This window comes from Fictibacillus sp. UD (assembly GCF_043558025.1).
GTDB lineage: Bacteria > Bacillota > Bacilli > Bacillales > Fictibacillaceae > Fictibacillus.
This window is the reverse complement of record NZ_JARUHH010000007.1, coordinates 74,446-100,896: the sequence shown is the minus strand read 5'-3', so window position 1 is coordinate 100,896 and position 26,451 is coordinate 74,446. Positions and strand designations below refer to the sequence as shown.

The 26,451-nt window shown below is 35.0% G+C and carries 28 protein-coding genes; 16 read left to right on the top strand and 12 right to left on the bottom strand.

All coding sequences use genetic code 11. The features are described from left to right. Positions 1 to 10: 10 nt before the first annotated feature. Positions 11 to 1,828 carry an oligoendopeptidase F gene (gene pepF, locus P8610_RS13340; protein ID WP_394604789.1) on the top strand — a complete coding sequence of 606 codons (1,818 nt, stop codon included), beginning with the start codon at positions 11 to 13 and terminating at the stop codon, positions 1,826 to 1,828. A gap of 49 nt (positions 1,829 to 1,877) precedes the next feature. On the opposite strand, the gene P8610_RS13335 is transcribed toward pepF, so the two are convergent. The 5 genes from P8610_RS13335 to P8610_RS13315 all read right to left on the bottom strand — a co-directional run bounded on the left by P8610_RS13335 (position 1,878) and on the right by P8610_RS13315 (position 5,126). Beyond that, complete coding sequence (locus tag P8610_RS13335) at positions 1,878 to 2,054, bottom strand: hypothetical protein (RefSeq protein ID WP_394604788.1); 177 nt, start codon at positions 2,052 to 2,054, stop codon at positions 1,878 to 1,880. A gap of 104 nt (positions 2,055 to 2,158) precedes the next feature. Beyond that, positions 2,159 to 3,061, bottom strand: coding sequence for a ClpXP adapter SpxH family protein (locus tag P8610_RS13330; protein ID WP_394604787.1), 903 nt, complete (start codon positions 3,059 to 3,061; stop codon positions 2,159 to 2,161). Further along, on the bottom strand, positions 3,045 to 3,458 hold the full coding sequence (locus tag P8610_RS13325; RefSeq protein WP_394604786.1) for a globin: 414 nt from the start codon (positions 3,456 to 3,458) through the stop codon (positions 3,045 to 3,047). The genes P8610_RS13330 and P8610_RS13325 overlap by 17 nt, the downstream gene beginning before the upstream one ends. A gap of 130 nt (positions 3,459 to 3,588) precedes the next feature. Then, a complete protein-coding gene (locus P8610_RS13320) occupies positions 3,589 to 4,260 on the bottom strand; it encodes a lytic transglycosylase domain-containing protein (protein ID WP_394604785.1) in 672 nt (223 codons plus the stop codon). Between the two features lie 278 nt (positions 4,261 to 4,538). Beyond that, the gene (locus P8610_RS13315; RefSeq protein ID WP_394604784.1) at positions 4,539 to 5,126 is read right to left on the bottom strand and encodes a CYTH domain-containing protein; all 588 of its coding nucleotides are present in this window, start codon (positions 5,124 to 5,126) and stop codon (positions 4,539 to 4,541) included. Positions 5,127 to 5,230: 104 nt separating this feature from the next. On the opposite strand from P8610_RS13315, the gene P8610_RS13310 reads away from it, so the two are divergent. The 5 genes from P8610_RS13310 (at position 5,231) to P8610_RS13290 (ending at position 8,216) form a co-directional block, all read left to right on the top strand. Beyond that, positions 5,231 to 5,392, top strand: coding sequence for a hypothetical protein (locus tag P8610_RS13310; RefSeq protein ID WP_394604783.1), 162 nt, complete (start codon positions 5,231 to 5,233; stop codon positions 5,390 to 5,392). A 77-nt stretch (positions 5,393 to 5,469) separates the two neighbouring features. Further along, positions 5,470 to 5,868 (top strand): hypothetical protein, encoded by a 399-nt coding sequence (locus tag P8610_RS13305; RefSeq protein WP_394604782.1) that lies wholly within the window; start codon positions 5,470 to 5,472, stop codon positions 5,866 to 5,868. Beyond that, positions 5,865 to 6,512 carry a GTP pyrophosphokinase gene (locus tag P8610_RS13300; RefSeq protein WP_289495891.1) on the top strand — a complete coding sequence of 216 codons (648 nt, stop codon included), beginning with the start codon at positions 5,865 to 5,867 and terminating at the stop codon, positions 6,510 to 6,512. The genes P8610_RS13305 and P8610_RS13300 overlap by 4 nt, the downstream gene beginning before the upstream one ends. Before the next feature lie 14 nt (positions 6,513 to 6,526). Then, complete coding sequence (locus tag P8610_RS13295; RefSeq protein ID WP_394604781.1) at positions 6,527 to 7,321, top strand: NAD kinase; 795 nt, start codon at positions 6,527 to 6,529, stop codon at positions 7,319 to 7,321. A gap of 1 nt (position 7,322) precedes the next feature. Next, positions 7,323 to 8,216 (top strand): RluA family pseudouridine synthase, encoded by an 894-nt coding sequence (locus P8610_RS13290; protein ID WP_394604780.1) that lies wholly within the window; start codon positions 7,323 to 7,325, stop codon positions 8,214 to 8,216. Between the two features lie 24 nt (positions 8,217 to 8,240). On the opposite strand, the gene prpE is transcribed toward P8610_RS13290, so the two are convergent. Further along, the gene (prpE, locus tag P8610_RS13285; RefSeq protein ID WP_394604779.1) at positions 8,241 to 8,981 is read right to left on the bottom strand and encodes a bis(5'-nucleosyl)-tetraphosphatase PrpE; all 741 of its coding nucleotides are present in this window, start codon (positions 8,979 to 8,981) and stop codon (positions 8,241 to 8,243) included. A 66-nt stretch (positions 8,982 to 9,047) separates the two neighbouring features. Next, entirely contained in the window at positions 9,048 to 10,205 is a 1,158-nt protein-coding gene (locus tag P8610_RS13280; protein ID WP_289495887.1) for an FtsW/RodA/SpoVE family cell cycle protein, read from the bottom strand. A 150-nt stretch (positions 10,206 to 10,355) separates the two neighbouring features. Here P8610_RS13280 and P8610_RS13275 point away from each other — a divergent pair, with 150 nt between their 5' ends. From P8610_RS13275 to P8610_RS13250, 6 genes are all read left to right on the top strand, one after another. Beyond that, a complete protein-coding gene (locus P8610_RS13275) occupies positions 10,356 to 12,200 on the top strand; it encodes a monovalent cation:proton antiporter family protein (protein ID WP_394604778.1) in 1,845 nt (614 codons plus the stop codon). A 339-nt stretch (positions 12,201 to 12,539) separates the two neighbouring features. Then, complete coding sequence (locus P8610_RS13270) at positions 12,540 to 12,686, top strand: hypothetical protein (RefSeq protein ID WP_394604777.1); 147 nt, start codon at positions 12,540 to 12,542, stop codon at positions 12,684 to 12,686. A 106-nt stretch (positions 12,687 to 12,792) separates the two neighbouring features. Continuing rightward, a complete protein-coding gene (gene fabI, locus P8610_RS13265) occupies positions 12,793 to 13,572 on the top strand; it encodes an enoyl-ACP reductase FabI (protein ID WP_394604776.1) in 780 nt (259 codons plus the stop codon). Between the two features lie 169 nt (positions 13,573 to 13,741). Continuing rightward, positions 13,742 to 14,818: an NAD-dependent epimerase/dehydratase family protein gene (locus P8610_RS13260; protein WP_394604775.1), complete on the top strand. Its 1,077-nt coding sequence runs from the start codon at positions 13,742 to 13,744 to the stop codon at positions 14,816 to 14,818. A gap of 37 nt (positions 14,819 to 14,855) precedes the next feature. Beyond that, entirely contained in the window at positions 14,856 to 16,049 is a 1,194-nt protein-coding gene (locus P8610_RS13255) for a glycosyltransferase family 2 protein (RefSeq protein ID WP_394604774.1), read from the top strand. A 40-nt stretch (positions 16,050 to 16,089) separates the two neighbouring features. Then, complete coding sequence (locus tag P8610_RS13250) at positions 16,090 to 17,094, top strand: glycosyltransferase family 2 protein (protein WP_394604773.1); 1,005 nt, start codon at positions 16,090 to 16,092, stop codon at positions 17,092 to 17,094. A 100-nt stretch (positions 17,095 to 17,194) separates the two neighbouring features. Here P8610_RS13250 and P8610_RS13245 read toward each other — a convergent pair whose 3' ends face one another. The 4 genes from P8610_RS13245 to P8610_RS13230 form a co-directional block, all read right to left on the bottom strand. Beyond that, entirely contained in the window at positions 17,195 to 18,196 is a 1,002-nt protein-coding gene (locus P8610_RS13245) for a glycosyltransferase family 2 protein (RefSeq protein WP_394604772.1), read from the bottom strand. A 143-nt stretch (positions 18,197 to 18,339) separates the two neighbouring features. Then, positions 18,340 to 19,299, bottom strand: coding sequence for a UDP-glucuronic acid decarboxylase family protein (locus P8610_RS13240; RefSeq protein WP_394604771.1), 960 nt, complete (start codon positions 19,297 to 19,299; stop codon positions 18,340 to 18,342). 21 nt (positions 19,300 to 19,320) lie between these two features. Continuing rightward, the gene (locus tag P8610_RS13235) at positions 19,321 to 20,616 is read right to left on the bottom strand and encodes a UDP-glucose dehydrogenase family protein (protein WP_394604770.1); all 1,296 of its coding nucleotides are present in this window, start codon (positions 20,614 to 20,616) and stop codon (positions 19,321 to 19,323) included. A 522-nt stretch (positions 20,617 to 21,138) separates the two neighbouring features. Next, positions 21,139 to 22,161: a sugar phosphate nucleotidyltransferase gene (locus tag P8610_RS13230; RefSeq protein WP_394604769.1), complete on the bottom strand. Its 1,023-nt coding sequence runs from the start codon at positions 22,159 to 22,161 to the stop codon at positions 21,139 to 21,141. A gap of 217 nt (positions 22,162 to 22,378) precedes the next feature. Between P8610_RS13230 and P8610_RS13225 the strand changes: the two genes are divergently transcribed. The 4 genes from P8610_RS13225 (at position 22,379) to P8610_RS13210 (ending at position 25,946) form a co-directional block, all read left to right on the top strand. Further along, a complete protein-coding gene (locus P8610_RS13225) occupies positions 22,379 to 23,185 on the top strand; it encodes a glycosyltransferase family 2 protein (protein ID WP_394604768.1) in 807 nt (268 codons plus the stop codon). Positions 23,186 to 23,447: 262 nt separating this feature from the next. Next, complete coding sequence (galE, locus tag P8610_RS13220) at positions 23,448 to 24,434, top strand: UDP-glucose 4-epimerase GalE (RefSeq protein ID WP_394604767.1); 987 nt, start codon at positions 23,448 to 23,450, stop codon at positions 24,432 to 24,434. A 31-nt stretch (positions 24,435 to 24,465) separates the two neighbouring features. Continuing rightward, entirely contained in the window at positions 24,466 to 25,167 is a 702-nt protein-coding gene (locus tag P8610_RS13215) for a glycosyltransferase family A protein (RefSeq protein WP_394604766.1), read from the top strand. 59 nt (positions 25,168 to 25,226) lie between these two features. Beyond that, positions 25,227 to 25,946, top strand: coding sequence for a glycosyltransferase (locus P8610_RS13210; protein ID WP_394604765.1), 720 nt, complete (start codon positions 25,227 to 25,229; stop codon positions 25,944 to 25,946). A 245-nt stretch (positions 25,947 to 26,191) separates the two neighbouring features. Here P8610_RS13210 and P8610_RS13205 read toward each other — a convergent pair whose 3' ends face one another. Next, positions 26,192 to 26,446: a hypothetical protein gene (locus P8610_RS13205; RefSeq protein ID WP_394604764.1), complete on the bottom strand. Its 255-nt coding sequence runs from the start codon at positions 26,444 to 26,446 to the stop codon at positions 26,192 to 26,194. Between the last annotated feature and the right edge of the window lie 5 nt (positions 26,447 to 26,451).

Below are 26,451 nucleotides of genomic sequence, written 5' to 3'. Positions count from 1 at the left end.
AGGTGTAAGTATGTCTCAAACAAAAACGAAATCATTGCCAAAGCGTAATGAAGTTCCTGTAGAAGATACATGGGATTTAGAAGCTATATATGCGTCTGATGACGTATGGGAAAAAGAATTTAATGAAACAAAAGAACTGTTGCCAGAATTGAAAGCTTTCCAAGGGAAGCTTGGAGAATCAGCCGAAACCCTTTATTCTTATTTGCAAAAACAAGACGAAGTAACCAAGAAACTTGGTAAGCTATATACATACGCTCATATGAGATACGACCAGGATACAACGAACTCTCTTTACCAAGGGTTGAATGACCGTGCTTCAAACCTTGCTACACAGGTAAGCAGCACCGTATCATTCGCTGTTCCTGAAATCCTGTCACTATCAGAAGAGGCTTTGATTCAATTTTTACAAAGCCATGAGCCTTTAAAGCTATATAAACATGCTTTAGATGAAATTAACCGTCAGCGTCCGCATGTGCTTTCTAAAGAAGAAGAAGCTCTTCTGGCAGACGTAAGAGAAGTAGCCAATACTTCAAGCAATACATTCGGTATGCTCAATAACGCTGATCTTAAATTCCCTGTTATTAAGGATGAAAACGGGGAAGAGATTGAGGTAACGCATGGCCGTTATATTCGTTTCCTGGAAAGCTCTGACCGCAGAGTAAGAGAAGATGCTTTCAAAGCTGTATATGGGACATATGATTCTTACAAAAATACGTTTGCGAGCACGCTTGCTGGAACGGTTAAGAGAGACAATTTCTTCGCTAAAACAAGAAAGTTCAGCTCAGCTCGTGAAGCAGCTCTAAACAATAACAATATTCCAGAAGCTGTTTATGATAACTTAGTAAAAACAGTGAATGATAATTTAGGACTATTGCATCGCTATGTTCGTCTTCGTAAAAAAGCGCTTGGTCTTGATGAGCTTCACATGTATGATCTCTACACGCCGCTTGTGAAAGATGCAAAGATGGAAGTAAGCTTTAAAGAAGCTCAACAGCTTGTATTAGACAGCTTGGATCCTATGGGAGAAGAGTACAAAACAATCGTAAAAGAGGGCTATGAAAAGCGCTGGATTGATGTGCATGAGAATGCAGGGAAAAGAAGCGGGGCGTATTCTTCGGGTGCTTATGGTACAATGCCTTACATCTTAATGAACTGGCAAGATAACGTAAACAACTTATTTACACTAACACATGAGATCGGGCACTCGGTTCACAGTTTCTATACACGAGAAAGTCAGCCTTATCCGTATGCGGATTATTCGATTTTCGTGGCAGAAGTGGCATCTACTTGCAACGAAGCTTTGTTGAATCATTACATGCTGGAAAAGACATCTGACAAGAAAGAAAAATTATACTTGCTGAACCATCACTTAGAAGGCTTCAGAGGAACAGTATTCCGTCAAACGATGTTTGCTGAGTTCGAACAAGAAATCCATGTTCGTGCAGCAAACGGAGAGCCGTTAACTCCGGAACTATTAACGAAGATCTATTATGATCTGAATGTTAAATATTTCGGGGAAGATTTAGTGATTGATAAGGAGATTGGATTAGAGTGGGCAAGAATTCCTCACTTCTACTACAATTTCTATGTATACCAATATGCTACAGGATTCAGTGCTGCGGCTTCCTTATCCAAACAAATCTTAGAAGAAGGAAAACCTGCTGTGGATCGTTATCTCGATTTCTTAAAAGCGGGAAGTTCTGATTATCCAATTGAAGTATTGAAAAAAGCAGGGGTAGATATGACAACTCCTGAGCCGATCGAAAATGCTCTTAAAGTATTCGAATCCATTCTTGATGAGATGGAAGAACTGCTTTTTGAAAAATAACACAAAAAATCCTGTCCGAGAAACCGGGCAGGATTTTATTTATGTTGTTTTATCCGATTCGTCTAAGTTTTGAGCGATAGTTAAACAATAGTGTTGTTAAGAGTACCGCGATAAAAAGACTCGGTACAGCAAGAATTTTTGGTGCCATATTTAATAGAGAGAGCACAAAAAAATAAAAACTCCCTGCTAATGAAATAAGGCTTATAATAATCATAATTAAATACATGTGATTTCTCCCTCCTTTGTACATGTTTATTCATGAAGAGGGAGGATATGCAAGCACGTCCTGGATGACTTTTTTATTCCATAAAAAGAACCCGCTCTAGTGATTCAGCGGGTTGGAACGTATCTCCAAAATGTACCGTATTTTACTGGGACTCGTTCGACTTTTTGCTGCAATACAAGTCGCTTTAATCTCTTTTCTGCTTCTTCACAACTAATTTGATAAACTACAGAAACTTCTTTAGTTGCAACAAATGAGTACGTGGAAAGAAATTCTTCAAGTTCAGGAAGTGGAGAAGGCTCCAATGGTTCACCTGACATTTCTTTAAGGATTTCTACATACACGTCATACGAATAGCAGCCCGAGATTTTAATTCCATCGTCATCTGTTTTGTCATTAAATACAATAAGAGTTGGGATCTGTGTAACGTCCATCTCCTGAGAAAACTTTAAATCACAGCGCAATGCTTTTATAGTAGCTTCAGATGACAGATCACTTAAGAATTCTTCTTCATCCAAATGAACAGAACGAGCGATTTCTAACAAAACCTCATCGTTCCCAATGTTTTGTTTATTTAAAAATAAATTTTCTCTTAGTTTTCTTAAAAACTTCATTCCTTGCTGCTTCCCTTGCAGCTCTGCAGCTTTTATCGCTAATGTTGCTTTGTGTGGGGCAGAGATCGGATTTTCGAGCCACACATCTCCATCACAGCTCATTCCGGAGAGAGAAGCTGTTTTTTCCCATTTTTCAGCAATCTGTTCAGCAGTGTTGATGCCTTTTTTTCGTGGAACGTACGTATTTAGTGATTCAAGGCTGCCACTAACAAAGTGGCGTAATGTAAAATATTTACCGTATTGAACTTGTAATTTTTTTAGAACAGGCTCTAATGACCAGCATTCTGGGCATAGCGGATCGATGACAGAATAGATTTCCAATGGCTTTTGACAGGCATGGTTTTTATTGTTCTCTAGATCGTCGTAAAAGGAATTGGAATTATACAGTGTCAGCATTCTCGCCCCTTTCTGAATCCTCAGTATTCACCATATGGTAAGCAGTCATTTTTAATCGGCTTAACAAAAAGTTTTGTAATTCAGGCTCTAACTTATGAATGGCCATCGCTCGTTCCATGCACGTAAGCCAAGCTTTTGCATGCGAATTTTTAATAGGAAAAGGCATATGACGTGCTCTGAGCATAGGATGTCCATGTTCCTCTGTATATAGTGGAGGTCCGCCAAAAAACTGACTTAAAAATTGAGTTTGTTTGTAGGCAGTCTCCGTTAAGTCGTCAGGAAAAAGTGGGGACAGCAAAGGATCTTGTCCGACCAAGCTATAAAAAGTGGTCACAAGCTTTTCGATTCCGGCTCTTTTCCCTAAAAGATCGTATGGTGTTTTTGTTTCGTCAAACATGGTGCAAAAGCTCCTTGCGTCAATTTGTAATTTTATTGTAGCAAGGTTCATGAAGTGTAGGCAAACAATATGAATATCTAAGGATATAAGAAAGTGGAAAGTGTACGAAAAAACCCTCAATGAATGAGGGCTAAACTAACGTTTGATACGTATTCAATATTTTCTTTACATAGGCAATCGTCTCTTTGAACGGTGGAATGCCATTGTATTTATCAACGTTCCCTGGACCGGCATTATAGGCCGCAAGAGCAAGCTGTTTATCGCCATCATACTTATCAAGCATCATCTTTAGGTACTTTGTCCCTGCTTCAACGTTTTGTATCGGGTCAAAAGGGTTTGTAACCCCAAGAGATTTTGCGGTTGCAGGCATTAATTGCATAAGCCCTTGTGCACCAGCATGACTTTGTGCAGTAGCCTTGAAATTGGATTCATGCTTAATTACTGACCTAATTAAATTAGGGTCGACTCCAAACTTACTTGCAGTGTTTTGGATCAGCACATCTAACTTTTTTGATGGGATATTCAATTCCTCAGATGAAATGCTTGATCCTATAAAAGAAGATGATTCTGGCAGCGAATATTGAACATTAGTTGCTAAAGGCATAAATGAGTTTGTATTAGTACTCAAGTTAAGCATCTCGTTTGAGTTATTATTTATCCCTGCCTTCGAGTAGGCTTCCTGCAATAAAGCTGCAAAAGGACTTTCATTCGATTTCAGGGATTCTGTAGCAGAGGCAGTGGTTACGTTCAACTGCTGCAGTGCCTGTATTTCCAATAGTGCTTTATATGATTGAATATTCAAGAGAATCCTCCTTAATAGAAATGCTGAAATAACCGTTAAGTTCCGACAAGCACATAATCACCTGACCAAGATACGTTTTTTGTTTCTAGGGAAGGGGAGGATGTGACCTCGAGGAACTGGTCATTGAAGCAAGACAAAGAAATGCTGAAATGACCGTTAAGTTCCGACAAGCACATAATCACCTGACCAAGATACGTTTTTTGTATCTAGGGAAGGGGAGAATGTGACCTCGAGGAACTGGTCATTGAAGCAAGACAAAGAAATGCTAAAATGAACGTTTATCTTTTAGTGTTTCTGTTACTTTCAGAAAAAAAGCGAGCTATCTTACTATTTGTAACTCGGTTAGGTATCTGCTTATCGGCTAACAATTCTTCAAAATTTTTCAGTCCAATCTTATAATCGGCAGATTCATATTCAATTTCATAGTCGATTTTACCTAAATAGTGATTTTCATCTAAAACAAGCAGTCCGTCTTTGTAGGGAAGTTCGGCACGGAATGTTGTAAGTTCTCCTAGATAGGTAATTTGGGATACGTTGATATCCAAATTCTTAATAACATCGGATACAGCACCCTCAGGCAGAGTTTTTCCTTCTAATAAACCAGCGAAAATATCTTTTGAAAGTGTCTGATGTGTTTCTAATATATGTTCTTCAAACTGCTGTTTTAAGGTAAGTGTGTATGTATCGTTCTTCATTCTGACACGCAATGCACTTTTATGAGATTTTAGCTTAAAATCCTCACTGTCAAAATAATAATTGGTTTGTTTCTTAAAATCATCCTCGTTGATTGCAAACTCATGAATAAGCCTTAAAAACTCGTCATGTGTTAGCAGGTTTTTAAATTCAATTTCTATTTCTTGAGACATTATTTATCCCCCTACATTACTTTAATATTGGCTCTAATCTTAATGGTGTTTGGTTATGAGTTATTTTGTTATTTTCTTCATTGACAAGTTGATTGGAGTGTAAGGTGCGAGACTCCTGCGGGACAAGCGGTCAGGTGAGACACTTAAGAGTGAAACGTACGAATGTGGCTCACCGCCTGCCCCGCGGAAAGCGAGCACCTGGAACGGAAATCAACTTCATTCAAGAACTACAAAATTTTACGAAAATCAAACTCATTATCTCATAGCGATACTTGCATCTCAATTTCTTAATAAATTCCTATTTTGTGTTACACTAAAAGGGAAGAAACAGGAGGTTTTTAACATGATGCCACTACGAATGAATGTGCAGTCAACTGCATGGAACGAAAATAAACTGATACTGCTTGTACAAAGTGAAATCAGCAAAGAATTATCACAATGGAAAGACAGCGAAAGAATGCTAGTTGATTCAGAGGGATTAGCCTTCATTTATGTACTAGAGAGAGAAGAAGGGTTTATTTATATCTCGATTGATAACGATCACTGGAATGAACTGAAAAACGGATTGCAAAAGAATGCTGACTTCGTTATTCAAAATGAAAAAGGAGAAGAGCTTGAACTAACTGCTTTCTCTAGAGAAATGGAATTCTTAACTGAAAACATACAAGGTAATGCTAACTATGGTCAACAAATGGAGAACGAAGTAATTAAGGTTTTTGGAACTGAGGAAGAAGCGCAATGAGCATGGACTGGGAAGCACTATTAACTCCGTACAAGCAAGCTGTAGATGAATTGAAGATAAAGTTTCGCGGAATCCGGGAACAATTCGAAAAGTCTAATCAGCATTGTCCGATTGAGTTTGTTACAGGAAGAGTGAAACCCATCAAATCGATCGTGAACAAAGCTTATCAAAAGAATATTCCGGATAACCAATTAGAAAAGGAAATTCAAGATTTAGCAGGTCTTCGAATCATGTGTCAGTTTACAGATGATATTAAAACAGTTATTAATCTTCTTCGTCAGCGAAATGATTTTACGATTGTGGAGGAAAGAGATTATATCACCCACAAAAAGCCTAGCGGCTATCGATCGTATCACATCGTTATCGAGTATCCCGTTCAAGTTTTAGATGGAGAAAAGAAGATTCTTGTTGAAGTTCAAGTTCGTACGCTTGCTATGAATTTTTGGGCAACAATCGAACACTCTATGAACTATAAGTATCAAGGGCAGATTCCCGAAGACATTCGCCAGCGTCTGCAAAGAGCTGCTGAAGCGGCAAATCGCCTGGACGAAGAGATGTCTCAAATCAAAGGGGAAATTCAAGAGGCACAGCTCGTATTTTTAGAACGAAATGATAGTTCCAATGAAACCAAACTAGGATCATAAAGGATGGAGAGAGAATGAAATTTGCCATCATATCAAAAGGCGATAGCAAATCCAATATTCTAACGGGAAAGATCCGTTCATATTTGGAAGAATTCGAGCTGGTCTATGAAGAAAAAGAACCCGAAATCGTTATAACAGTAGGCGGTGACGGAACATTACTTCATGCTTTTCATCATTATGTGCATAGAATCGATCAAACGGCATTTGTTGGTGTCCATACCGGTCATTTAGGTTTTTTCGCTGATTGGCTGCCTGAAGAGGTGGAGAAGCTCGTTATACATATCGCAAAGACACCTTTTCAAATCGTAGAATACCCGCTTTTAGAAGTAACAGTTCGATACATTGATGGAATTGATGAAAAACGGTATCTAGCCGTTAATGAATGTACGGTGAAAAGTGTTGAAGGATCTCTTGTCATGGACGTTGAAATCAAAGGGGAGAGGTTTGAAACATTCCGAGGTGACGGGTTGTGCATTTCAACACCATCTGGAAGTACCGCTTATAATAAAGCACTTGGCGGAGCTATCATTCATCCATCATTAGCGTCCATTCAACTTTCAGAGATGGCATCAATAAACAACCGTGTATTCCGGACAATTGGGTCGCCGCTCGTTCTGCCGCAGCATCACACGTGTATATTAAAACCTGTGAACGATGTGGATTTTAATATTACGATCGACCATCGATTTTTGGTTCAGAAAAAAGTAAAATCTATACAATATAGAGTTGCTGAAGAGAAGATACGATTTGCAAGATTTCGGCCATTTCCATTTTGGAAACGAGTTAAAGAATCGTTCGTTGGAGATTGATATGAACAATTTTAAAATCACTTGGACTGTGGAAGAAAAAGAGGCTCCCGTTCTTTTACGAGACTATTTGAAAACGAAACAAATTTCTAAAGCAGCGCTGACCGATATTAAGTTTCACGGCGGCGCTCTTTTTGTGAATAAAGATGAAGTAACGGTAAGAACGCTCTTAAAAAGCGGGGATGAAGTAACCGTATGTTTTCCACCTGAGACGAAAAGTGAATCTATGGAGGCAGAGGATATTTCAATCAACATCGAATTTGAAGATGAGCATTTTTTAGTTGTAAATAAACTTGCAGGTATGCCAACGATTCCGTCTTTATATCAACCAAAAGGATCGCTCGCTGCAGCAGTGTTATTTTATTATCAAGAAAAGGGAATACCAGGTACTTTTCATGCTGTAAACCGACTGGATAAGGACACTTCAGGAATCGTTTTAATCGCCAAACATCGATTTGCCCATTCTCTTATGTCGAAGCAGCAGATCAATAAGTCAATAAAAAGAGGTTACATCGCTTTTGTACATGGAAAAATAAAAAACCAAGAAGGTACAATAGATGCTCCGATTGGCAGAAATCCTGACAGCATTATTGAACGAATGGTCAGGGAAGATGGACAGCATTCCATCACTCATTATGAAAAAATAGATTATCTTCCTGATCATGACTTTTCAGTAGTCAGACTAAAATTAGAGACTGGAAGAACTCATCAAATTCGAGTACATATGGCATCAATCGGCCATCCGCTTTTAGGAGATGATTTGTATGGAGGCAGCTTGGACCTCATTAATCGCCAGGCGCTCCATAGTGAACGAACAATTTTTACACACCCATTTACCGGTGAGCAAATAAAATTAGAAGTAAGCTGTCCAACGGATATGAAGGATTTGTGGCAATAACACAAATCCTTCATATCTTGTTTTTTAATCATCAAATGAGCGAAACTTTTCCGGTACAAAAGGAAGAGACGACGGAACACTTACTGACTCAAGCTCAGGATATCTTAAGGCACTTAATTTGCCCCCAAAGACACAGCCTGTATCTATATTCCACGTGTTTTGAATATGGCGGACTTCTTCAACCGGTGTATGTCCATATACGATCGTAATTCTGCCAGAATGTTTTTTTGCCCAGTCTCTTCTAACTGGTGTTCCATCAGGGTTCGTTTCACCAGTTATATCTCCATATAATACGAAGGTTTTTACTTTTTTATGGCTCTGACCTACATAATCTTCACGTATACCAGCATGAGCTACAACTAACTTCCCATCATCAAGATGTAAATAAAGCGGAGCATTTTCATAAAGGCTGCAAAAATGATTTCTAACCTTAGTTCTTTCATCCTGACTGAGAGCCTCTAATTCAGCAACAGTCGTTTCTAATCCGTGTTTAATTTGTACGTTACGCCCTAAAAAGTATCGATAAAGTTTGTTGCAGTGGTTTCCAGGTGTATAAAGTGCAAGCTCATTTTGTACAAGGTCGTAAACATGTTCCATAACTTTTATTGACTCAGGACCTCGATCCATTAAATCACCTAAGAAGACAAGTTTTCTGTTTTCTTTATGTACGGGAAGGCCGTTATGCCACTCGTATCCTAACACTGTTAATAGTTCACAATACTCTTTAAAGCATCCATGAATGTCACCAATGATATCGTATTTCATATTTTCACCTCATGATTAATAGGATACTTCAAAGGTAAAAGAAAAACACCTGAAAAAATTCAGGTGTTATTCAAACATGTATTTTACAGTTCTTGATCGAACATTCAGAACGAGCCCAAATGCAATCATACACGCGAGTACCGAGCTGCCTCCATAGCTGATAAACGGGAGAGGAATACCAGTGATCGGCATTACTTGAATGTTCATACCGATATTTTGAAATACTTGAAAGGTAAACATCCCGATAACACCAGCACATAGATAACTTCCAAATGCTTCATTGCTTTCGAGGGCTGTATTAATCATTCTGTAGACCATTAAGAAAAAGAGTGAAATAACAAAGCTTGTTCCTACAAAACCAAATTCTTCACCGATGATTGAAAAGATAAAATCCGTTTGCGCTTCTGGAAGGTATACAGAGCCTTCTGTGAATCCTTTTCCAAAAAGCATTCCGCTGCCAATTGCAAGCAGAGCGTTTCTCGTATGATATCCTGCGTCTTTATGTCCATATGGATCAAGCCATGCATAAAATCGGTTGAGCTGATATTGATCCAGAATGTGTTCTACGAAAAATTGCGGGAAGGTAAAATATATCCAAACTAGGATTGATATGAACAAGATAAAGGAAAGAATAAGAATAAGTATAATTCTCCATCTGATTCCTGACACAAGTAGAAGGCTACCTGTGATTGCCATGAAAACAAGGCTCGTACCAAGGTCAGGCTGCAATAAAACAAGAAAAGTCGGAAAACCAGCGATTAAAGCAATTTTCCCGAGTAATAATAGGTCTTCATGAATTGTACGAATAATATACTTTTCATTATGTGTTGCAATCGTATTAGCTATGGCAATAACGAGTGCGACTTTAACAAGTTCTGAAGGCTGAAGTGCAAAAGGACCAAACCTGTACCAACTTTGTGCACCATTAATGTTTGGAACGATGCTTTCTGGTGCAGCAAGAATTCCTAATAGCAATATGATGCCTAGTCCATAAAGATACCAAGATAACTTTCTGAACTGATCAAAGTCTAAAACCATTACTCCAACTACAGCAATTCCACCGATAATGTACCATACGATTTGTTTAATTACGAAGTTGCTGCCGTATTGATCCATCATCTGTGCACTATAGATCGCAATACAGCTTGAGATGACCATTAAAAATAAAATAAACAATAGATTGTAATCGAGTTGCTGCCATGGAGATTTGTGGTTATTTTGCATGTGGAATCGACTCCTTAAAGTAAAACAATAACATGTATTATCTTACCGAAAAACAGAACGTTTGCAAATCATTTTGAGCACAATCGTTTGACATTTCTTTTTCTGCTTTACTATAGTAAACCAATAATATATAGAAACTATGGAGGGATTATGGAAGAACATGCATCTTTTGCTTCATTAGTTATTGTCATTCTTACAGCATTTTTTGTTCCTATCTTACTAAACAAATTTCGTTTGAGGATTATACCTGTTGTAGTTGCAGAAATTATAGTAGGAATTTTTTTAGGAAAAAGCGGTTTTGATATCGTTCATTCTGACGCTTGGCTTGAAATATTATCCGTACTCGGCTTTATCTTTTTAATGTTTCTAAGTGGTCTTGAAATTGATTTTAGTATTTTTGCAGGAGAAACAAACGCTAAGAGAAAGAATAATGGAAAAAAAGAGCCAAACCGTATTGTTGTCTCGAGTGTGATTTTTCTATTTATTCTTATCCTCTCTTATGGTTTATCTCTATTATTCGTTTGGGGTGGATTTACAGAGAGTGCATTCTTCATGACGCTCGTTATCTCTACCATTTCTTTAGGTGTTGTAGTACCAACATTAAAGGAAGAGAAGTTATCCAAAACCACGATCGGTCAGATCATATTACTGGTGGCGGTTATAGCGGATCTTGTAACCATGATTTTATTAGCTTTATTTGTTTCACTTGAATCAGGCGATCCTGGTCGGATGTGGTTATTGCTTATCCTTTTCGCTGCAGGTGTGATTCTGTACTTTGTCGGAAAGCAACTAAGACACCGATCTTTTCTTGACACGATGTCAAAAGGAACAATACAGCTGGATACACGAGCCGTCTTTACGTTGATAATCGTTTTAGTTGGACTTTCTGAGTCGGTTGGTGCTGAAAATATCTTAGGAGCCTTTTTAGCGGGAGTATTAGTTTCGCTTTTATCGCCTAATAAGCAGCTTGTTCATAAACTAGACTCGTTTGGATACGGATTTTTGATACCTATCTTTTTTGTTATGGTCGGGGTAGAACTAGATATTCGTTCCATTTTTGCTGATCCGAAAGCATTGGCGTTAATTCCGTTGTTATTGTTAGCGTTGCTCATTTCTAAGTTCTTGCCCATTTTGTATCTTCGAAAGTGGTATGACTGGAAAACAGTAACAGCTGCTGGCTTTTTATTAACGTCAACTCTTTCACTTGTTATTGCTGCGGCTAAAATCGGAGAACGAATCAACATTATTGATGCACGTACGTCGTCTGCGTTAATCTTAACAGCCGTTATAAGTGCAATCATTACACCGATATTCTTTAAAAAGTTCTTCCCTAAAAAGAAAGAAGAGGAAACACCGAAAGAACAGCTTGTGTTTGTAGGTGCAAACCAATTTACGCTGCCATTAACTACAGAACTAGATCAAACTCGTTTTGAATTTAGACTGTATCATACGAAACAAGAAGAAAAAGATCAGAAACAGTTAGAAAGCTTCAATATACGTGAACTTGAAAATTACGAAGTAGACACTCTTAAAGCGGCGAACGTCTTTGCAACCGATGTTATTGTTTTTGCTACAGGAAATGATGAAACGAACAAACAACTTGCTCTCCTCGCAAAAGAAGAAGGAGTACAGCGAATCGTTGCACGGATTGAGGATTCGGTTAAAAGAGATGCACTAAAAGAAGAAGGGATAGAAGTATACTCTGTTTACTTCTCATCACAAGTCTTATTAAAAGCATTAATTGAAAATCCGGCAGTTGTTGATATTCTTACAACATCAGACAACAGTCTAAATGAGATCATCGTTTCAAATAGTTCGTATCACCGAACGGCATTAAGAAACTTCCCGTTCTTAGGTGACAGTATCATTGTACGTATTTATAGGGGAAAAGAGTCAATCGTTCCACATGGTGATACAGAGATTCTATTAGGAGATAAGATGGTTGTAACAGGAAGCAAGGAACAGATTCTACAAATGAGACAAATACTGAGTTGATAAAAGTGCTGGTTTCTGCCAGCGCTTTTTATTTTTCCGTTTTTAACTAGGCTCATGTCTAATGATAATTTCTCATTTATCTAATCGTAATCTTCATTTGAATAGTTAATTGGAGTGTAAGATGCGAGACTCCTGCGGGACAGGTGGGCAGGTGAGACACTTAAAAGTGAAACGTTAAGAATGTGGCTCACCGCCTGCCCCGCGGAAAGGGAGCATCTGAAACGGAAATCAACAGCTTCATTGATCTCATTCAAAATATCAAATTTTGCAAAACAAGCCTTATTTTTTGAATATATGAGCATGCTAGTTATAAATACAAAAAAAGGAGCTTAATAACATATGAAGCCAACTGTTCATTGTCCTAAATGTCATAAAATGCATGATTTAAACCATGAGATATTAATTGCTCAATCTAATCAAAATGTGATTTATCGCTGTGATTCTTGCGGTTATGAAGTGAAAAATATTCAGACTAGTAAAGGTTAACTAGTGAATTTCCTTATTATTTCTGTTATACTAATTAGGACTTGGTACTAATAACAATTACTAATTTGATAAAACTAGGAATGTAACTACGGGGAGGAGAACTTTTATGTATCAATTATCATTAGAAAACAAAACGTTTGTTGTCATGGGTGTAGCAAATAAGAGAAGTATCGCATGGGGAATCGCACAATCTCTATCAAACGCAGGAGCACGCTTAGTGTTTACATACGCTGGAGAAAGACTAGAGAAAAATGTTAGAGATTTAGCAGAGTCACTTGATCGAAATGATTCAATCGTACTTCCTTGTGATATTACAAATGATGATGAAATTAAAAAAACGTTCGCTCAATTAAATGAAGAAGTTGGAGTAATTCACGGATTAGCACACTGTATTGCTTTTGCAAACACAGAAGAGCTTAAAGGTGAGTACTTGAACACAACTCGTGAAGGTTTCCTGTTAGCTCATAACATTTCCTCATATTCTCTTACTGCAGTAGTAAAAGAAGCACGTCCATTGATGACGGAAGGCGGCAGCATCGTAACGCTAACTTACCTTGGCGGAGAGAGAGTTGTGTCTAATTATAATGTAATGGGTGTTGCAAAAGCGTCATTGGATGCGAGCGTAAAATACCTAGCAAGTGATGTTGGAAAAGATGGAATTCGTGTCAATGCAATCTCAGCTGGACCAATTCGTACACTAGCAGCAAAAGGAATCGGTGACTTTAACTCTGTATTAAAAGAGATTGAAGAAAGATCACCGCTCAGAAAAGCGAACACACAAGAAGAAGTTGGAGACACTGCATTATTCTTGATGAGTGACCTTGCTCGTGGTATCACGGGAGAAATTCTTCATGTAGACAGCGGCTATAATATTATAGCTCGTTAAAAAAAACCTTGAATGGAATTCCATTCAAGGTTTTTTTTGGTTTAGGTTACTATTTGTTGAAAAAATTTCTTGAAGCTCGGGAAATACCCTGAAATTTATATATGTAGTATTCAAAAAATCTTGTGCATATAAATTTATAGAAATAATGGTAAGAGAAAAGAGGTGCAATATGTCTGTTGTTGTCATTACAGGTTCGGCAGGTTTAATTGGTTCTGAAGCCTCTGAATATTACCTTTCAAAAGGCTATACGGTAATCGGCATCGATAACAATATGCGTAAATTTTTTTTTGGTGATGAAGCAGATACATTATGGAACAGGACATATTTAGAACAGAAATACCCTCAAAATTATATTCATCATGATGTGGATATAAGAAATATTCAGGAAGTTTCTCATATTTTTAAACGATACAAAAATGAAATTTTATTAATAATTCATACAGCTGCACAGCCTTCACATGATTGGGCAAGTACAGATCCGATTACAGATTTTAATATAAATGCAAATGGTACCTTGAACTTATTGGAAGCATTTCGCCTATATTGTCCAAAAGCTGTGTTTATTTTCACGTCTACAAATAAAGTTTATGGAGATTATCCTAATCAGCTTCCTTTGAAAGAATTAGAGAAAAGGTGGGAAATAGATCCCTCCCATCCTTATTTTAACGGAATACAAGAGAACATGAATGTAGATCAATGTTTACACTCATTATTTGGAGTTTCGAAGCTATCGGCAGATGTATTAGTTCAGGAATATGGAAAATATTTCAATTTACATACTTATTGTTTAAGAGGGGGGGTTCTGAGTGGGTCAAAGCAATCTGGAGTAGCAGCACATGGTTTTATTAATTATCTCATGAAATGTGTAATGTTAGACATTCCATATACCATTTACGGACATAAAGGCAAACAAGTACGTGATGTCATCCATTCAAGAGATGTAATATCAGCAATGGACTGTATTTTTCGTAATCCCCAAAAATGTGGTGAAGTTTATAACTTAGGTGGAGGACGTCATTCAAATGTATCAATATTAGAAGCTATTGATATTGCTCAAGAAATATCAGGACAGAAACTTAAGTATCAATATTCACCCAAGGCACGAATAGGAGATCATATCTGGTATGTAAGTAGCTTGAATAAATTTAAAACGGACTATCCAGATTGGGATATAAAATTTGATATTCAAAAAATTATGAAACAAATTTATAAAGAAAACAAAACCAAATGGAAAAAAACAACTTAAGAGATTAATGACTGAAAAACGAATAAGGGGGAGTATGATGAGTATTGAAGTTAGTGTAATAATGATTTCTTACAATAAATACCCGCAAAACCTTTTTTCATTATTTGCACTAGAAAATCAAACTTTTGACCTCTCAAAAATGGAAGTTATTTTTGTAGATGACTCTTCTTCTGACGAAACACCTAAACTAAAAGAATATTCATCGAAATTTGAATTTAAGTATATACGCTGTGACCAGAATGTTGGGAGATCAAAGGCGAAAAATATTGGCATACAGGCAGCAAGTGGGAGTATTCTTATTTTTATTGATGCTGAAATGATATTGGATCCAGAGTTTGTTGAACAGCACTATAATTATCATCAGATTGAAGATAATTTTGTTTTGACAGGTTGTTTACAGCATTACTGCGCCTATACAGTTATAGATCCAAACTATAATACTAAACAAAAAAAGCATGTATATTCACTAATTAAAAAAGCAAATCGAAAATCATCTAAAAAAATAAAAATAAGGAAAAGTTCATTGAAAAGGACCCATGAAAAAATCCAATTGTTTTCAGAAGAAGATATCAAAAATCTTCAATATAAGGATTTATCATTCTATGAACCCTTTTATCCGGAAATTATTAATAAGTATGGCACTGAATATAAAGACTTTTATATGCCTTGGATGTTTGTTATTACACATAACATATCATTACGGAAAAATCTGTTGAAGGAAGTTGGCCTTTTTTTTGAAGGTTTCCAAGGATATGGATGTGAAGATTGGGAGTTAGGATACAGGTTATATAAGAATGGAGCAAAAATTATAGATATTCCACATGTACATGTATACCATCAAGAACATCCGAGAGGAAATAATGACAGCAATGAAGGGATAAAAAATTATTTTAGGTTTTTTAGACAACATCCTAATTTTGATGTTGGTGTTCTTTGTCTTGCATGGATGGGTAAGTCATATATAGAAATAAACGATTTGATTGGTGAATTTGAAAAGCTTAATAGCGAAAATCCAAAACATTATATTAATTTTACTAAAGTTTTAGTTGAATTGTTTAATGGAGTATTAGTTTGTTTGAGTGAGAATAAAAGAATTACTAACCTTCTTTCCTATTCTAAGGTGAAAAATGATTTGAATGTAGAGTTAATGTTAAAAGAGAAGGAAAGATTAACAATTGAAAAAAAAGCAGGAAAATTAGTTAATATAATGGACTATTTATTAAATATTTGAATGAATCCACGTTTGAGATTTCAAAAAGAGGTGAACTCATTTGTTAGCTTCAGTAATAACAGCGGTTTTTAATGGGGAAAAATACCTTCAAGAGTCTATTGAAAGTATATTAAATCAGACTATTAAAGAAATTGAGTTCATTATTGTTAATGATGGATCAACAGATAGCACAAAAGATATATTAGATGCCATTACTGACAAAAGGGTGAAAATTATACACTTAGAAAAAAACCTTGGTGCTGCTAATGCATTAAATACAGGCATTACTTATGCCAAAAGTGATTGGATTGCTATTCAAGATGCAGATGATATAAGTATGCCTACTAGAATAGAAGAACAATTACTTCATGTTTCTAAAAATCCTCACTTAGTAGGTGTTAGTTCTCTTGTCGAATGTATTAAAGGAAATATCCCAGTTTCTCCAAGTATATTTTATGGGGAACAAACTTTATATAACATTGTATTAAACAAGGAAGATAACTTTAATTCTCGATTCTATAATTGCTATGTTTGCCATGGTTCAGTCATGTTTTCAAAAGAAGCTTTTCAAAGAGTAAATGGGTATAATCCACATTTTAAAATTTCCTATGATTATGATTTATGGCTTCGATTATATGATATATATCCGATTGAAAAGATTAATAGAATACTTTATCAATACCGTGTTCTTCCAAATTCATTAGGGAAAAGAAGTAAATCTGATACTATTTCAGAACTTATGACAAGTGTAATACATTTTATAGGTAATTCGATTATTTCAAATAAAAAAAAGAACAATCCATCTTTTGTGGTTTTAGGATCTAAAAAAGGATGCTCATTTGTTATGAAAAAAGTTAAATTAAAAGAAGAAATAAATATTATGAAGTTTCTTGATGGTGGTAAAAATAGAAGTAAGAAAATTGCTTTAGAATATTATAACCAAGGTTTAATTGATGGGATTATAATTCTTAATAATAAGAATGCTCAACATTTAATAGACTACTTCTTGGATAGGGGGCTAATTTTTAATCAAGACGTTTTTAAAATTTGGAATTACAAGTTTTAAATTGGTTGCAGCTCTATAGAATTAATCAGTTTTAGAATTGACTATACCTAACGTTATCTGCCTAAACGGCTATAAAACCCAAAGAAAAAATAAATAAGGGTCACAACAAACTATTAAAACGAAACAACTGTTTATTTAGAGACATACCTTTATTCGTGAAATAATTTAACGTTTTCTGATCGGGTTGATTGGTTACTAGAAATATAATTCCATCGATCTTCTTATCTTGATATAGATTTTGTACCATTGAGAAATTTTCAATTGTTTCATCCGAACAATAGCCATACACTTGCAAATTTAGATTTGGTGCTACATTTTGAACAAAATTCGGATAGGCGGCCGAAGAACCAAAGAAATAGAACTGGGGTTTTCTGTTTAAGTGCTTAAAGTACCTGTTGTATATAAAATCACTGGAAATGATCATTACTTCGTTACACGTAAGGAGCATATTTTTGTGCGCAACAGAATCTTTTCTGATTCGATAATGGTACAGCACTTTTAAAATTTTTCTATAGTGACCAAATTCATTCATTCTAGACAATAAATCATAATCGTGAGCGATTTCATACTTCGGATTATATTTACCTGCATTAATGAACACTTGTTTAGAAAAAGCTGTTGAGCCATGGCAAAAAGGCATTTTAAAGTGAATCTCTTTAGTAATTTCTTCTGGTGAAATAATGGAATTCCAATACTTTGGATAATTTTCTAAACGGCCTTTTGAAATGCCTTTATTACCTGAAATACAATGAACCAATGTACCTAATACTGCAGTATCAGGGTATTGGTTTAAAAATTTTAATTGTTCTTCCAGTCGCTCTGGAAGACTAACATCATCTGCATCTTGTATGAAAATCCATTTTCCATTTGCTTGCTCAATTGCAAAGTTAAGTGCATTAGCAATCCCTTTGTTCTCATTAAAATGATAAACTTTAACCCTAGTATCATTGATTTGTGCAAGTAGGTTATGAGTTCCGTCCGTGGACCCATCATTTATTATAATGTACTCAAAATCACGAAAGGATTGGCTAAGAATACTTTTGATAGATTCTTCGATATAATCCTCCCCGTTAAAAACACTCATTACAACAGAAGCAAGCATAATAATCACTTTCCTTTATTAGAATGCATTTTTCCATATAATTAAATAAACCTATTGTTAGGTTATGAAAGGTGGATATAAGTTAAGGAAGTAGTTTTAAATTTGATAATAGTGATGGTGGAGGAAATTTACGACCTGCTAACTTATTTATCGTTAAGCTTTGTTCGATATGCTTCAATTGTTTTGAGAAGCCCTTCTTCGAGTGTAGTTTTTGGCTCCCATCCTAGTATACGGTTTGCTTTCTTTGTATTTGGACATCTTTGTTTAGGGTCGTCTTGTGGAAGGGGATGGAAGGTGATTACACTCGAAGAATTAGTCAGTTTTTTTATTAACTCTGCTAATTTTATGACTGAAATTTCTTCGGAATTTCCAATATTAATTAGTTCACCATTTGCCATATCATTGTCCATCATTAACATTAAAGCTTTGATGGTATCATCTACATAACAAAATGAACGAGTTTGTGTGCCGTCCCCATATACTGTAATATTTTCTCCTTTTAAAGCTTGAGTGATGAAATTTGAAATGACTCTTCCGTCATCATTGCGTAAACCCGCAGAATACGTATTAAAAATACGGGCTACCTTGATCTGAAGATTAAATAGCTCATAATACAAATAGCAGAATACTTCACCAAGTCGTTTACCCTCATCATAGCAAGCTCTTGGACCCCATGTATTTACAGACCCATTATAATCTTCATGCTGCGGGTGGATCTCAGGGTCTCCATATACCTCACTTGTACTGAGGTAAACTAGCTTTGCTTTATTTCTTTTCGCAATATCCAACATGTTTTTTGTTCCAATCGTATTTACTGCAATAGTATCGAAAGGTGATTTCTGATAAAAGGCAGGGGAAGCAGGGGAGGCCAAATGATATATCTCATCGATATCATTTAACTCATCTAATTCCTTTACTTTTTCCAAGGATACATCCATGTCTATAAATATGAAATTGGGATTTGATGAAAAAGCTAATAAGTTCTGTTTCTTTCCAGTTGAAAAATTATCTAAACCAATAACCTTATTATTTTTAGATAAAAGGACTTTTGCAAGGTGAGAACCTAAAAAACCAGCAACACCAGTAATCACAATTTTTTTCAAGGTTAATTCCCTCCGTGAAAGTTAAGATTGTCGGTAGCCTATCCCTTCATAATAAAAACCTAACTCTGTCATTTTGCTGGCATTTAACAAGTTTCTACCATCAAAGATGTAAGGGTTCCTCATTTTTTGCTTAACCTGTAACCAATCAATCATTTCATATTGAGGCCAATCGGTACAGATTATGAGTGCATCTGTATTTTCCGTTAAGGAGTGAATGGATGTAATCTGGGTTATTTTCTGTGAAAGGCTTTTAGGGAGTTTTGCTACTGGATCATGAACAACAATGTTTGCTGAATGTTTATATAATTCCTCAATAATTTTTATCGCAGGAGATTCCCGGATATCATCCGTATTAGGCTTGAATGACAAACCAAGAATTGCTATGTTTCTCCCCTTAATATCTCTTAATTTATTCTTAATCTTCTCGACGAAATAAAGTGGTTGAGTGTTATTAATGGCATAAGTTTTTTCTAAAAGTGATAGGTTAGTATTGTTTTGTTGTGCAGTTGAGAGTAATGCCAATACATCTTTTGGGAAGCACGAGCCTCCGTATCCTATTCCTGCTCGAAGGAAAGATAATCCAATTCTTGAATCTAAACCAATTCCGTAAGCAACGTCCTTTACATCAACATTTACGTTTTCACATAACCTAGCGATTTCATTTATAAAAGATATTTTAGTAGCTAAAAATGAATTTGCAGCATATTTAATCAGTTCTGCAGTTTGAGGAGTAGTGATAACAAAAGTAGCATTAAATTTAGAGTACAGATTTTTCATTTTATCTGTGGCTTTCTCGCTATAGCTTCCGATAACAATTCTTTCAGGGTTTAGAGAATCTGCTAAAGCTGTCCCTTCTTTTAAGAATTCGGGATTTGAAATTACGTCATAATGAACAGGGGATACTAAAGAGTCATGTATCCATTTTGTTACTTTTTCAGCTGTTCCTACAGGGACAGTACTTTTATTCACTATAACTTTATAGTTATTTAAATAGTTTCCAATCATGGAAGCTGCTTGTTGCACATATTCTAGGTTTGCACTTCCATCGTCATTTTGTGGTGTTCCTACACAAATGAAGATAATTTCACTTTGTTGAACAGCTTGTTTTATGTTTTCAGTAAATTGAATATTTCCGGAATGTAAATGCTTAACAAGTAATTCCTTCAATCCGGGTTCATAAAAGTGTAAATTTTTATTTTGCAAGGAAGCAATCTTTAATGGGTCTACATCGTATCCTATAACTTGGTGTCCAAGTTCACATAAGGTTAATGCGGTAGTTGTGCCGACATATCCGGTTCCGATTATTAGTATTTTCAATAAAGCACCTCCTAAATTTAAAAATATACATAACAATATATGGGGGTGCATGAAAACAGGAAACGGCTGGTGCCTAACAGACTGTTGCCATTTCTGCAGATGAATTAATATGTAAAATTCTTAAAAGAAGAGGATTAATGTAGTGTGGTACTGTAGTAATACCTGTATTCAATGTTGAATGTTATTTAAGGGAATTAATTAAGAGTGTGCTTCTTTAAACTTATAAAATTTTTAATTAATCATGATTAATGAAGAATCGATAGACCGCCCTGTTGTTTGTAGCAGCTATCCGGTTCAATGAGGTGATCACCATGAGCGAGCAATGGCCAGATTATAGGATTTACAAGATATAATGAACATGATTTACCTGCATCTTACTAATCAATTGTCATACTTAGACTGAGTACCAAAAGGACAAGTGAATAAAAAATTATTACAACTCACGGAAAAACGCTAAACACCTGAAAAGGTATTTAGCGTTTTTCAATTTATACAATGTCTAATTTACTTTTTAATTCTAACTTAGTTTAGAATAATTTTTGTCTTGTCTCCCAAAATACAATTTGCTAAATTACTATTTAATCCCTTAATGTAAGTTTCTCTCCCAAAAATGGCATCAGTAAAGGTACAAGAACAATCTTTAATCACTGTCTCTTCAAGAAGAATACTATTTTGAATTTTACAGTTTTCTATAGAAGAACTTTTACCAATGGTTACAAATGGTCCGACTGTTGAATTGGTTACAGTACAGCCTGCCCCAATAACAACTGGTGGTATAATAGTTGAATCTTTTATATTTACATCATTCAAGTTTAACTTACTTGTTGTAGCAGTTATTTCACTTAAAATCCAATGGTTGGCAAGAAGCCATCTTTCAGTTGTTCCAACATCAGTATATGGTTTGGTGGTAATCGTATGTGAAATTGTTTGTCCATTGTCAATTAACCATTGTATAGCATCAGTAATCTCAAGTTCTCCCCTTGCGGAAGGTGTTATTTGATCAATTGCCTTAAAGATAGAGGGACGAAAAGCGTATGCTCCTATCACTGCCAAGTTTGACTTTGGAAATGATGGCTTCTCTTCTAATGTGATGATTTCTTGATTTCTGATTTCCGCAATACCAAAATCCTTTGGGGAATCAACCTTCGCTAACATGACGGAGCTGGTGATTCCTGGATCATCTAAATGATTCCTAAGTGTGATAAGGGACTCTTTAATTAAATTATCACCTAATAAAAGTAAAAATGGTTCATTATTTATATATTCTTCTGCCTGCTTTACTGCGTGAGCAATTCCTTTTGCTTCATGCTGAAAGATAAAAGTAACATTTACCGATTGATCATATCTAGAATTGATATAATCTATAATTTCGTACTGTAATGAATTAATAACTATTCCAATTTCTTTAATATTGGCCATTTTTAAGTTTTCAATACAATATTCCAAAACGGGTTTATTGGCGATAGGGAGCATTGTTTTTGGCTGTGTAAATGAAAATGGCTGCAACCGACTTCCTCTTCCTGCTGCTAAGATTATTCCTTTCAAGTGACTTCCACCACCATACGAATTAATCGCGTTTATAAAGTATATATATATTATATGAACTCATGTTGGCATTGTGCCTTACAATACAAAATGAGCGGATAAACATATAAAACAAGATTAAATAAAATGTAATTGATTATATTTACACACTTCAACTTAGGGTCTGAAACCAAGTAACCAATGAGAGAATGAAAACCGAAATATAAAGGAGAAAAATGTGAATAAACCTGATGTTTCTGTATTAATTCCTTCTTATAATCCTGGCCAGTTTCTTAGAAAAGCAATAGAAAGTGTTTTTTATCAGACCTATAAAGAGTGGCAAATTGTACTGGTAGATGATCATTCAACAGATAATAGTCTTTCAACTATTGATGAATATTTAAATGATTCTCGTGTGACTCTTCTAAAGAATAAAACCAATTTAGGCCAGTCCAAAACACAAAATAGAGGATTATCCCTTATCCAAACACCGTATATATTAAAACTAGATGCAGATGACTGGCTCTTACCAAATACAATGGAAAAAATGAGAAAAGAAATGGATCTTGTTTCTGAAAAGGTTGCCTTGATTTGGGGAAATAAGACCGATATATATGAAGATCAAGATGGAAACATTTTGCTTGAAGTACCGCGTATAGGTGGCCGTTCCTATAATAATCCATATGAATTTATGTTATCAAATGACGTCCCCTTTCCTAGATTTTATCGTACCTCTGCATTAAAAAGCGTAGGTGGATGGCCGACTGATGACCCCTGGGATGGCCGGCACATGGAGGATAGAAGAATAGATTATTTACTGATCGAACAATTTGAAATACATTGGATGAATGAAATGCTTTACAATTATCGGCAGCATCCAAATAATGCTACCAAAAAAATTGCTCTTTATAATGAAGTGTTTGAATGGCTCGTACATTATACCTTAAAAAAATGGGGAGATAAGTATGAACCTATTTTTAAGACTTATTGTGGATGGAGACAATTAGCCCAACTGAAGCCAAAGAAGAAAGGGTGTGACTTATAGTTACATCCTTTATTAGCGTAATATTAATGTAAGAAAAGTGAGTGAGGATAAGTAATTAATGGGAACATCCTATAGGATAATCCGAATGGACTCCATATATATCATACAGTGCTTTTATAGGTTTGTTCTATTCCTTCCCTTTTTATGTGGAAGGTTTTTGTTTTGATTCATAATTTCTAAAGGTAATCAATAAACCTAAAGATAGGAGTATAGAGAATATAGTTGTTAGGGTTGATCATAAAGTGGGGGGTGTGATTTATGTATGATCTTAGTTACTGGTGGAGCTGGATATATCGGTAGTCATGTAGTTAAAGAGTTAATTTACAGAGGTTATGAAGTTATTGTTTTAGATAATTTAATTGAAGGTCATAAAGAAGCAGTTCAAGCAAAGGCAAAATTTTTTAAAGGTGATATTCTGAATGAACGGGATGTGGATTCCGTTTTTTTACAATACCCTTTATCTGCAGTCATACATTTTGCCGCATATTGTTATGTAGGTGAATCAGTAAAAAATCCGGCCATATATTATGAAAACAATGTTCAAGGAACTCTAAATTTATTAAAAGTAATGAAAAAGCATCAAGTAAGAAACATTGTCTTTTCATCTTCATGCGCAGTATATGGAAATACGAATTCCTTAATTAATGAAAATCTAGAAACTAAACCAATAAATCCGTATGGATGGTCAAAGCTAATGTGTGAACAAATAATTAAAGACTTTTATAATGCATATAAGTTGAACTATGTAATATTGCGTTATTTCAATGTAGCAGGTGCTGATATTTTTGGCGAACTGGGTGAAGACCACAATCCAGAAACACATTTAATCCCAAGTATTCTAAAACATCTAACTGGTAAAAAGGAAAGTATACAAGTCTATGGAAACGATTATGAAACCAAAGACGGGACTTGCATAAGAGATTATATACATGTAACAGACTTGGCAAATGCTCATGTTAGAGCACTACAGAATATGATGAAAAATGATGATACACAAGAGATTTATAATGTTGGAAATGAGAAAGGGTACTCGGTTAAAGATATTATCCAAGTGTGTGAAAACGTTACTAATAAAAAAGCAAAAGTAGAATATGTAAAAAGGAGAGAGGGAGATCCTCCCATATTAATCGCAAGTTCTTTGAAAATTAGGAAAGAGTTAAACTGGAAAGCCAAATACGAACTTGAACAGATGATTGAAACTGCATGGAAATGGTTTTCAACCCATCCGAATGGGTACACAAAAAAGTGAAATAGCGTATTAAGTAAGAAAGGAGCCGTTTATGGTTTCAATAATTACTTGTACCATGAGAGATCATTGTATGGAAAATATTTTTCAAAATTACCTAAATCAATCCTATGAACCTAAGGAACTAATTATTATTTTAAATCATGATTGCATGAACATTGATAAATGGAAAGAAAAAGCATTAGCATATAAAAATGTTTCCGTATATCAATTGCAACAAGATACCAGCTTAGGATCTTGTATTAACTTTGCTATTGAAAAGGCAAAGTTTGATCTTATAGCAAATTTTGACGATGATGATTACTACAGTTCATATTACTTAGAAAAATCAGTTGAAAATCTCCATAAACTGAATGTAGATGTAATAGGAAAAACATCAGTGTATATCTATTTAAAAGATAGACAAATTTTAGCTGTATTTAATCCTAATAATGAAAACCAATTTGTGAATGATCAGAAGAGTTTTGGAAAGCAATATCTTCAAGGGGGAACTTTAATTTTTAAAAAGAAAGTCCATGAGATAGTAAAGTTTCCAGATCAAATAAAAGAGGTTGACCGTGTTTTTAGTATGGATTGTGTTAAAAGAGGGTTTAAAGTTTATTCCTCAAATAAGGATGAATTTGTTTATATCCGAAGTGATGATGAAGGGCAGCATACTTGGCAAGTGCCAATTGATATTATTATTAATGTAAGCAAGTTTATTGCAAATACTAGAAATTTTAAAGCCTATATATAACAGATTATAAGTTAACTTATTGTATCTTGGAAAACGGGGAGTAGCTGGAGGAGATTGTGATGGTTTCAATTATTTCTTGCACGATAAGGCAGAAATGCTTAGATAATATCTTTCAAAACTATAACAGACAAATTTGGGAGGATAAAGAATTAATAATAGTATTAAATAATGATCAAATGGATATCGGAAAATGGAATAAAGAAGCACAAGTATATCCTAACGTTTCCGTATATCAATTACCTGAATCAGTGACTCTTGGTGAATGTATTAACTTTGGGGCACAAAAGGCAAAACATCCTTATGTAGCTAAATTTGACGATGACGACTACTATTCGCCATACTATTTAAAGCACAGCATGAAGGCATTCGAGGAGACGGATGCATCGGTTGTAGGGAAAACTACTATTTACATGTTTTTTAAAAAGCAAAAATTGCTTACATCGTTTAACCTTAATAAATTTGGTGGCGCATTAGCGGATAACGAAAGTAAATATAATAATAATTTATTAATGGGTGGAACATTGATTATTAAAAAAAATGTTTTTAATAAGGTGCAGTTTGCGAAAACAAATATTGCCGAAGATGCTGATTTTTGTTTAGCATGCATTAATAATGGTTTCACACTATTTTCTACAACGAAAGAAAACTATGTGTACTTAAGAAGTGGTGAGCCTAATGACCATACATGGAAAACTAAGAATAATACACTCTTAAAATTATGCAATGTAATTGTAAACACAGAACATTTTGAACCACTTATAACAAAAGTATACGAATAATAAAAACAAGTTTAGCAAGTCTTATAATTTTTTTCTATCGGTTAGAGTACAGAGATTTTATTTAAGGTATCAGTTAAAGCCTATACAAAAAAGTGTTACAGCAACTTTTTAATTGAAACCTTACTTTGAATCCAGTATTCATTGTATACGGTACAAGTTAGAACTTTATATAGGGTCATAAACAGTTTTCCTAAAATTAATAAAACATGAAATCAGACTTAATAAAAGCCTGATTTCATGTTTTATTAATGTAGAACTTGTATACCTATAATATTTTCGCAGTCAATTATAAATGGGTATCCCTCTAAAAGAAATGTAGCACAGCAAGTTTTATGATCTAAACGTAAGAAAGCAAGTTCATCTTCAAAAAACTCATCTCCACCCTTTAGAACAATTTTAACTAAGGATCCTGTACATAATTTTTTTAAAACATCACAAGCGCAACCCTTGCACTTATGAAAAGGTTTAACGTTGTTGCAGTTATTGTCAAATAAACTCATTTAGT

Coding starts and splice junctions, on each gene's coding strand:
- pepF (WP_394604789.1), top strand. CDS start 11: ATGTCTCAAACAAAAACGAAATCATTGCCAAAGCGTAATGAAGTTCCT.
- P8610_RS13335 (WP_394604788.1), bottom strand. CDS start 2,054: ATGTATTTAATTATGATTATTATAAGCCTTATTTCATTAGCAGGGAGT.
- P8610_RS13330 (WP_394604787.1), bottom strand. CDS start 3,061: ATGCTGACACTGTATAATTCCAATTCCTTTTACGACGATCTAGAGAAC.
- P8610_RS13325 (WP_394604786.1), bottom strand. CDS start 3,458: ATGTTTGACGAAACAAAAACACCATACGATCTTTTAGGGAAAAGAGCC.
- P8610_RS13315 (WP_394604784.1), bottom strand. CDS start 5,126: ATGTCTCAAGAAATAGAAATTGAATTTAAAAACCTGCTAACACATGAC.
- P8610_RS13305 (WP_394604782.1), top strand. CDS start 5,470: ATGATGCCACTACGAATGAATGTGCAGTCAACTGCATGGAACGAAAAT.
- P8610_RS13300 (WP_289495891.1), top strand. CDS start 5,865: ATGAGCATGGACTGGGAAGCACTATTAACTCCGTACAAGCAAGCTGTA.
- P8610_RS13295 (WP_394604781.1), top strand. CDS start 6,527: ATGAAATTTGCCATCATATCAAAAGGCGATAGCAAATCCAATATTCTA.
- P8610_RS13290 (WP_394604780.1), top strand. CDS start 7,323: ATGAACAATTTTAAAATCACTTGGACTGTGGAAGAAAAAGAGGCTCCC.
- prpE (WP_394604779.1), bottom strand. CDS start 8,981: ATGAAATACGATATCATTGGTGACATTCATGGATGCTTTAAAGAGTAT.
- P8610_RS13280 (WP_289495887.1), bottom strand. CDS start 10,205: ATGCAAAATAACCACAAATCTCCATGGCAGCAACTCGATTACAATCTA.
- P8610_RS13275 (WP_394604778.1), top strand. CDS start 10,356: ATGGAAGAACATGCATCTTTTGCTTCATTAGTTATTGTCATTCTTACA.
- P8610_RS13270 (WP_394604777.1), top strand. CDS start 12,540: ATGAAGCCAACTGTTCATTGTCCTAAATGTCATAAAATGCATGATTTA.
- fabI (WP_394604776.1), top strand. CDS start 12,793: ATGTATCAATTATCATTAGAAAACAAAACGTTTGTTGTCATGGGTGTA.
- P8610_RS13260 (WP_394604775.1), top strand. CDS start 13,742: ATGTCTGTTGTTGTCATTACAGGTTCGGCAGGTTTAATTGGTTCTGAA.
- P8610_RS13255 (WP_394604774.1), top strand. CDS start 14,856: ATGAGTATTGAAGTTAGTGTAATAATGATTTCTTACAATAAATACCCG.
- P8610_RS13245 (WP_394604772.1), bottom strand. CDS start 18,196: ATGCTTGCTTCTGTTGTAATGAGTGTTTTTAACGGGGAGGATTATATC.
- galE (WP_394604767.1), top strand. CDS start 23,448: ATGATCTTAGTTACTGGTGGAGCTGGATATATCGGTAGTCATGTAGTT.
- P8610_RS13215 (WP_394604766.1), top strand. CDS start 24,466: ATGGTTTCAATAATTACTTGTACCATGAGAGATCATTGTATGGAAAAT.
- P8610_RS13210 (WP_394604765.1), top strand. CDS start 25,227: ATGGTTTCAATTATTTCTTGCACGATAAGGCAGAAATGCTTAGATAAT.
- P8610_RS13205 (WP_394604764.1), bottom strand. CDS start 26,446: ATGAGTTTATTTGACAATAACTGCAACAACGTTAAACCTTTTCATAAG.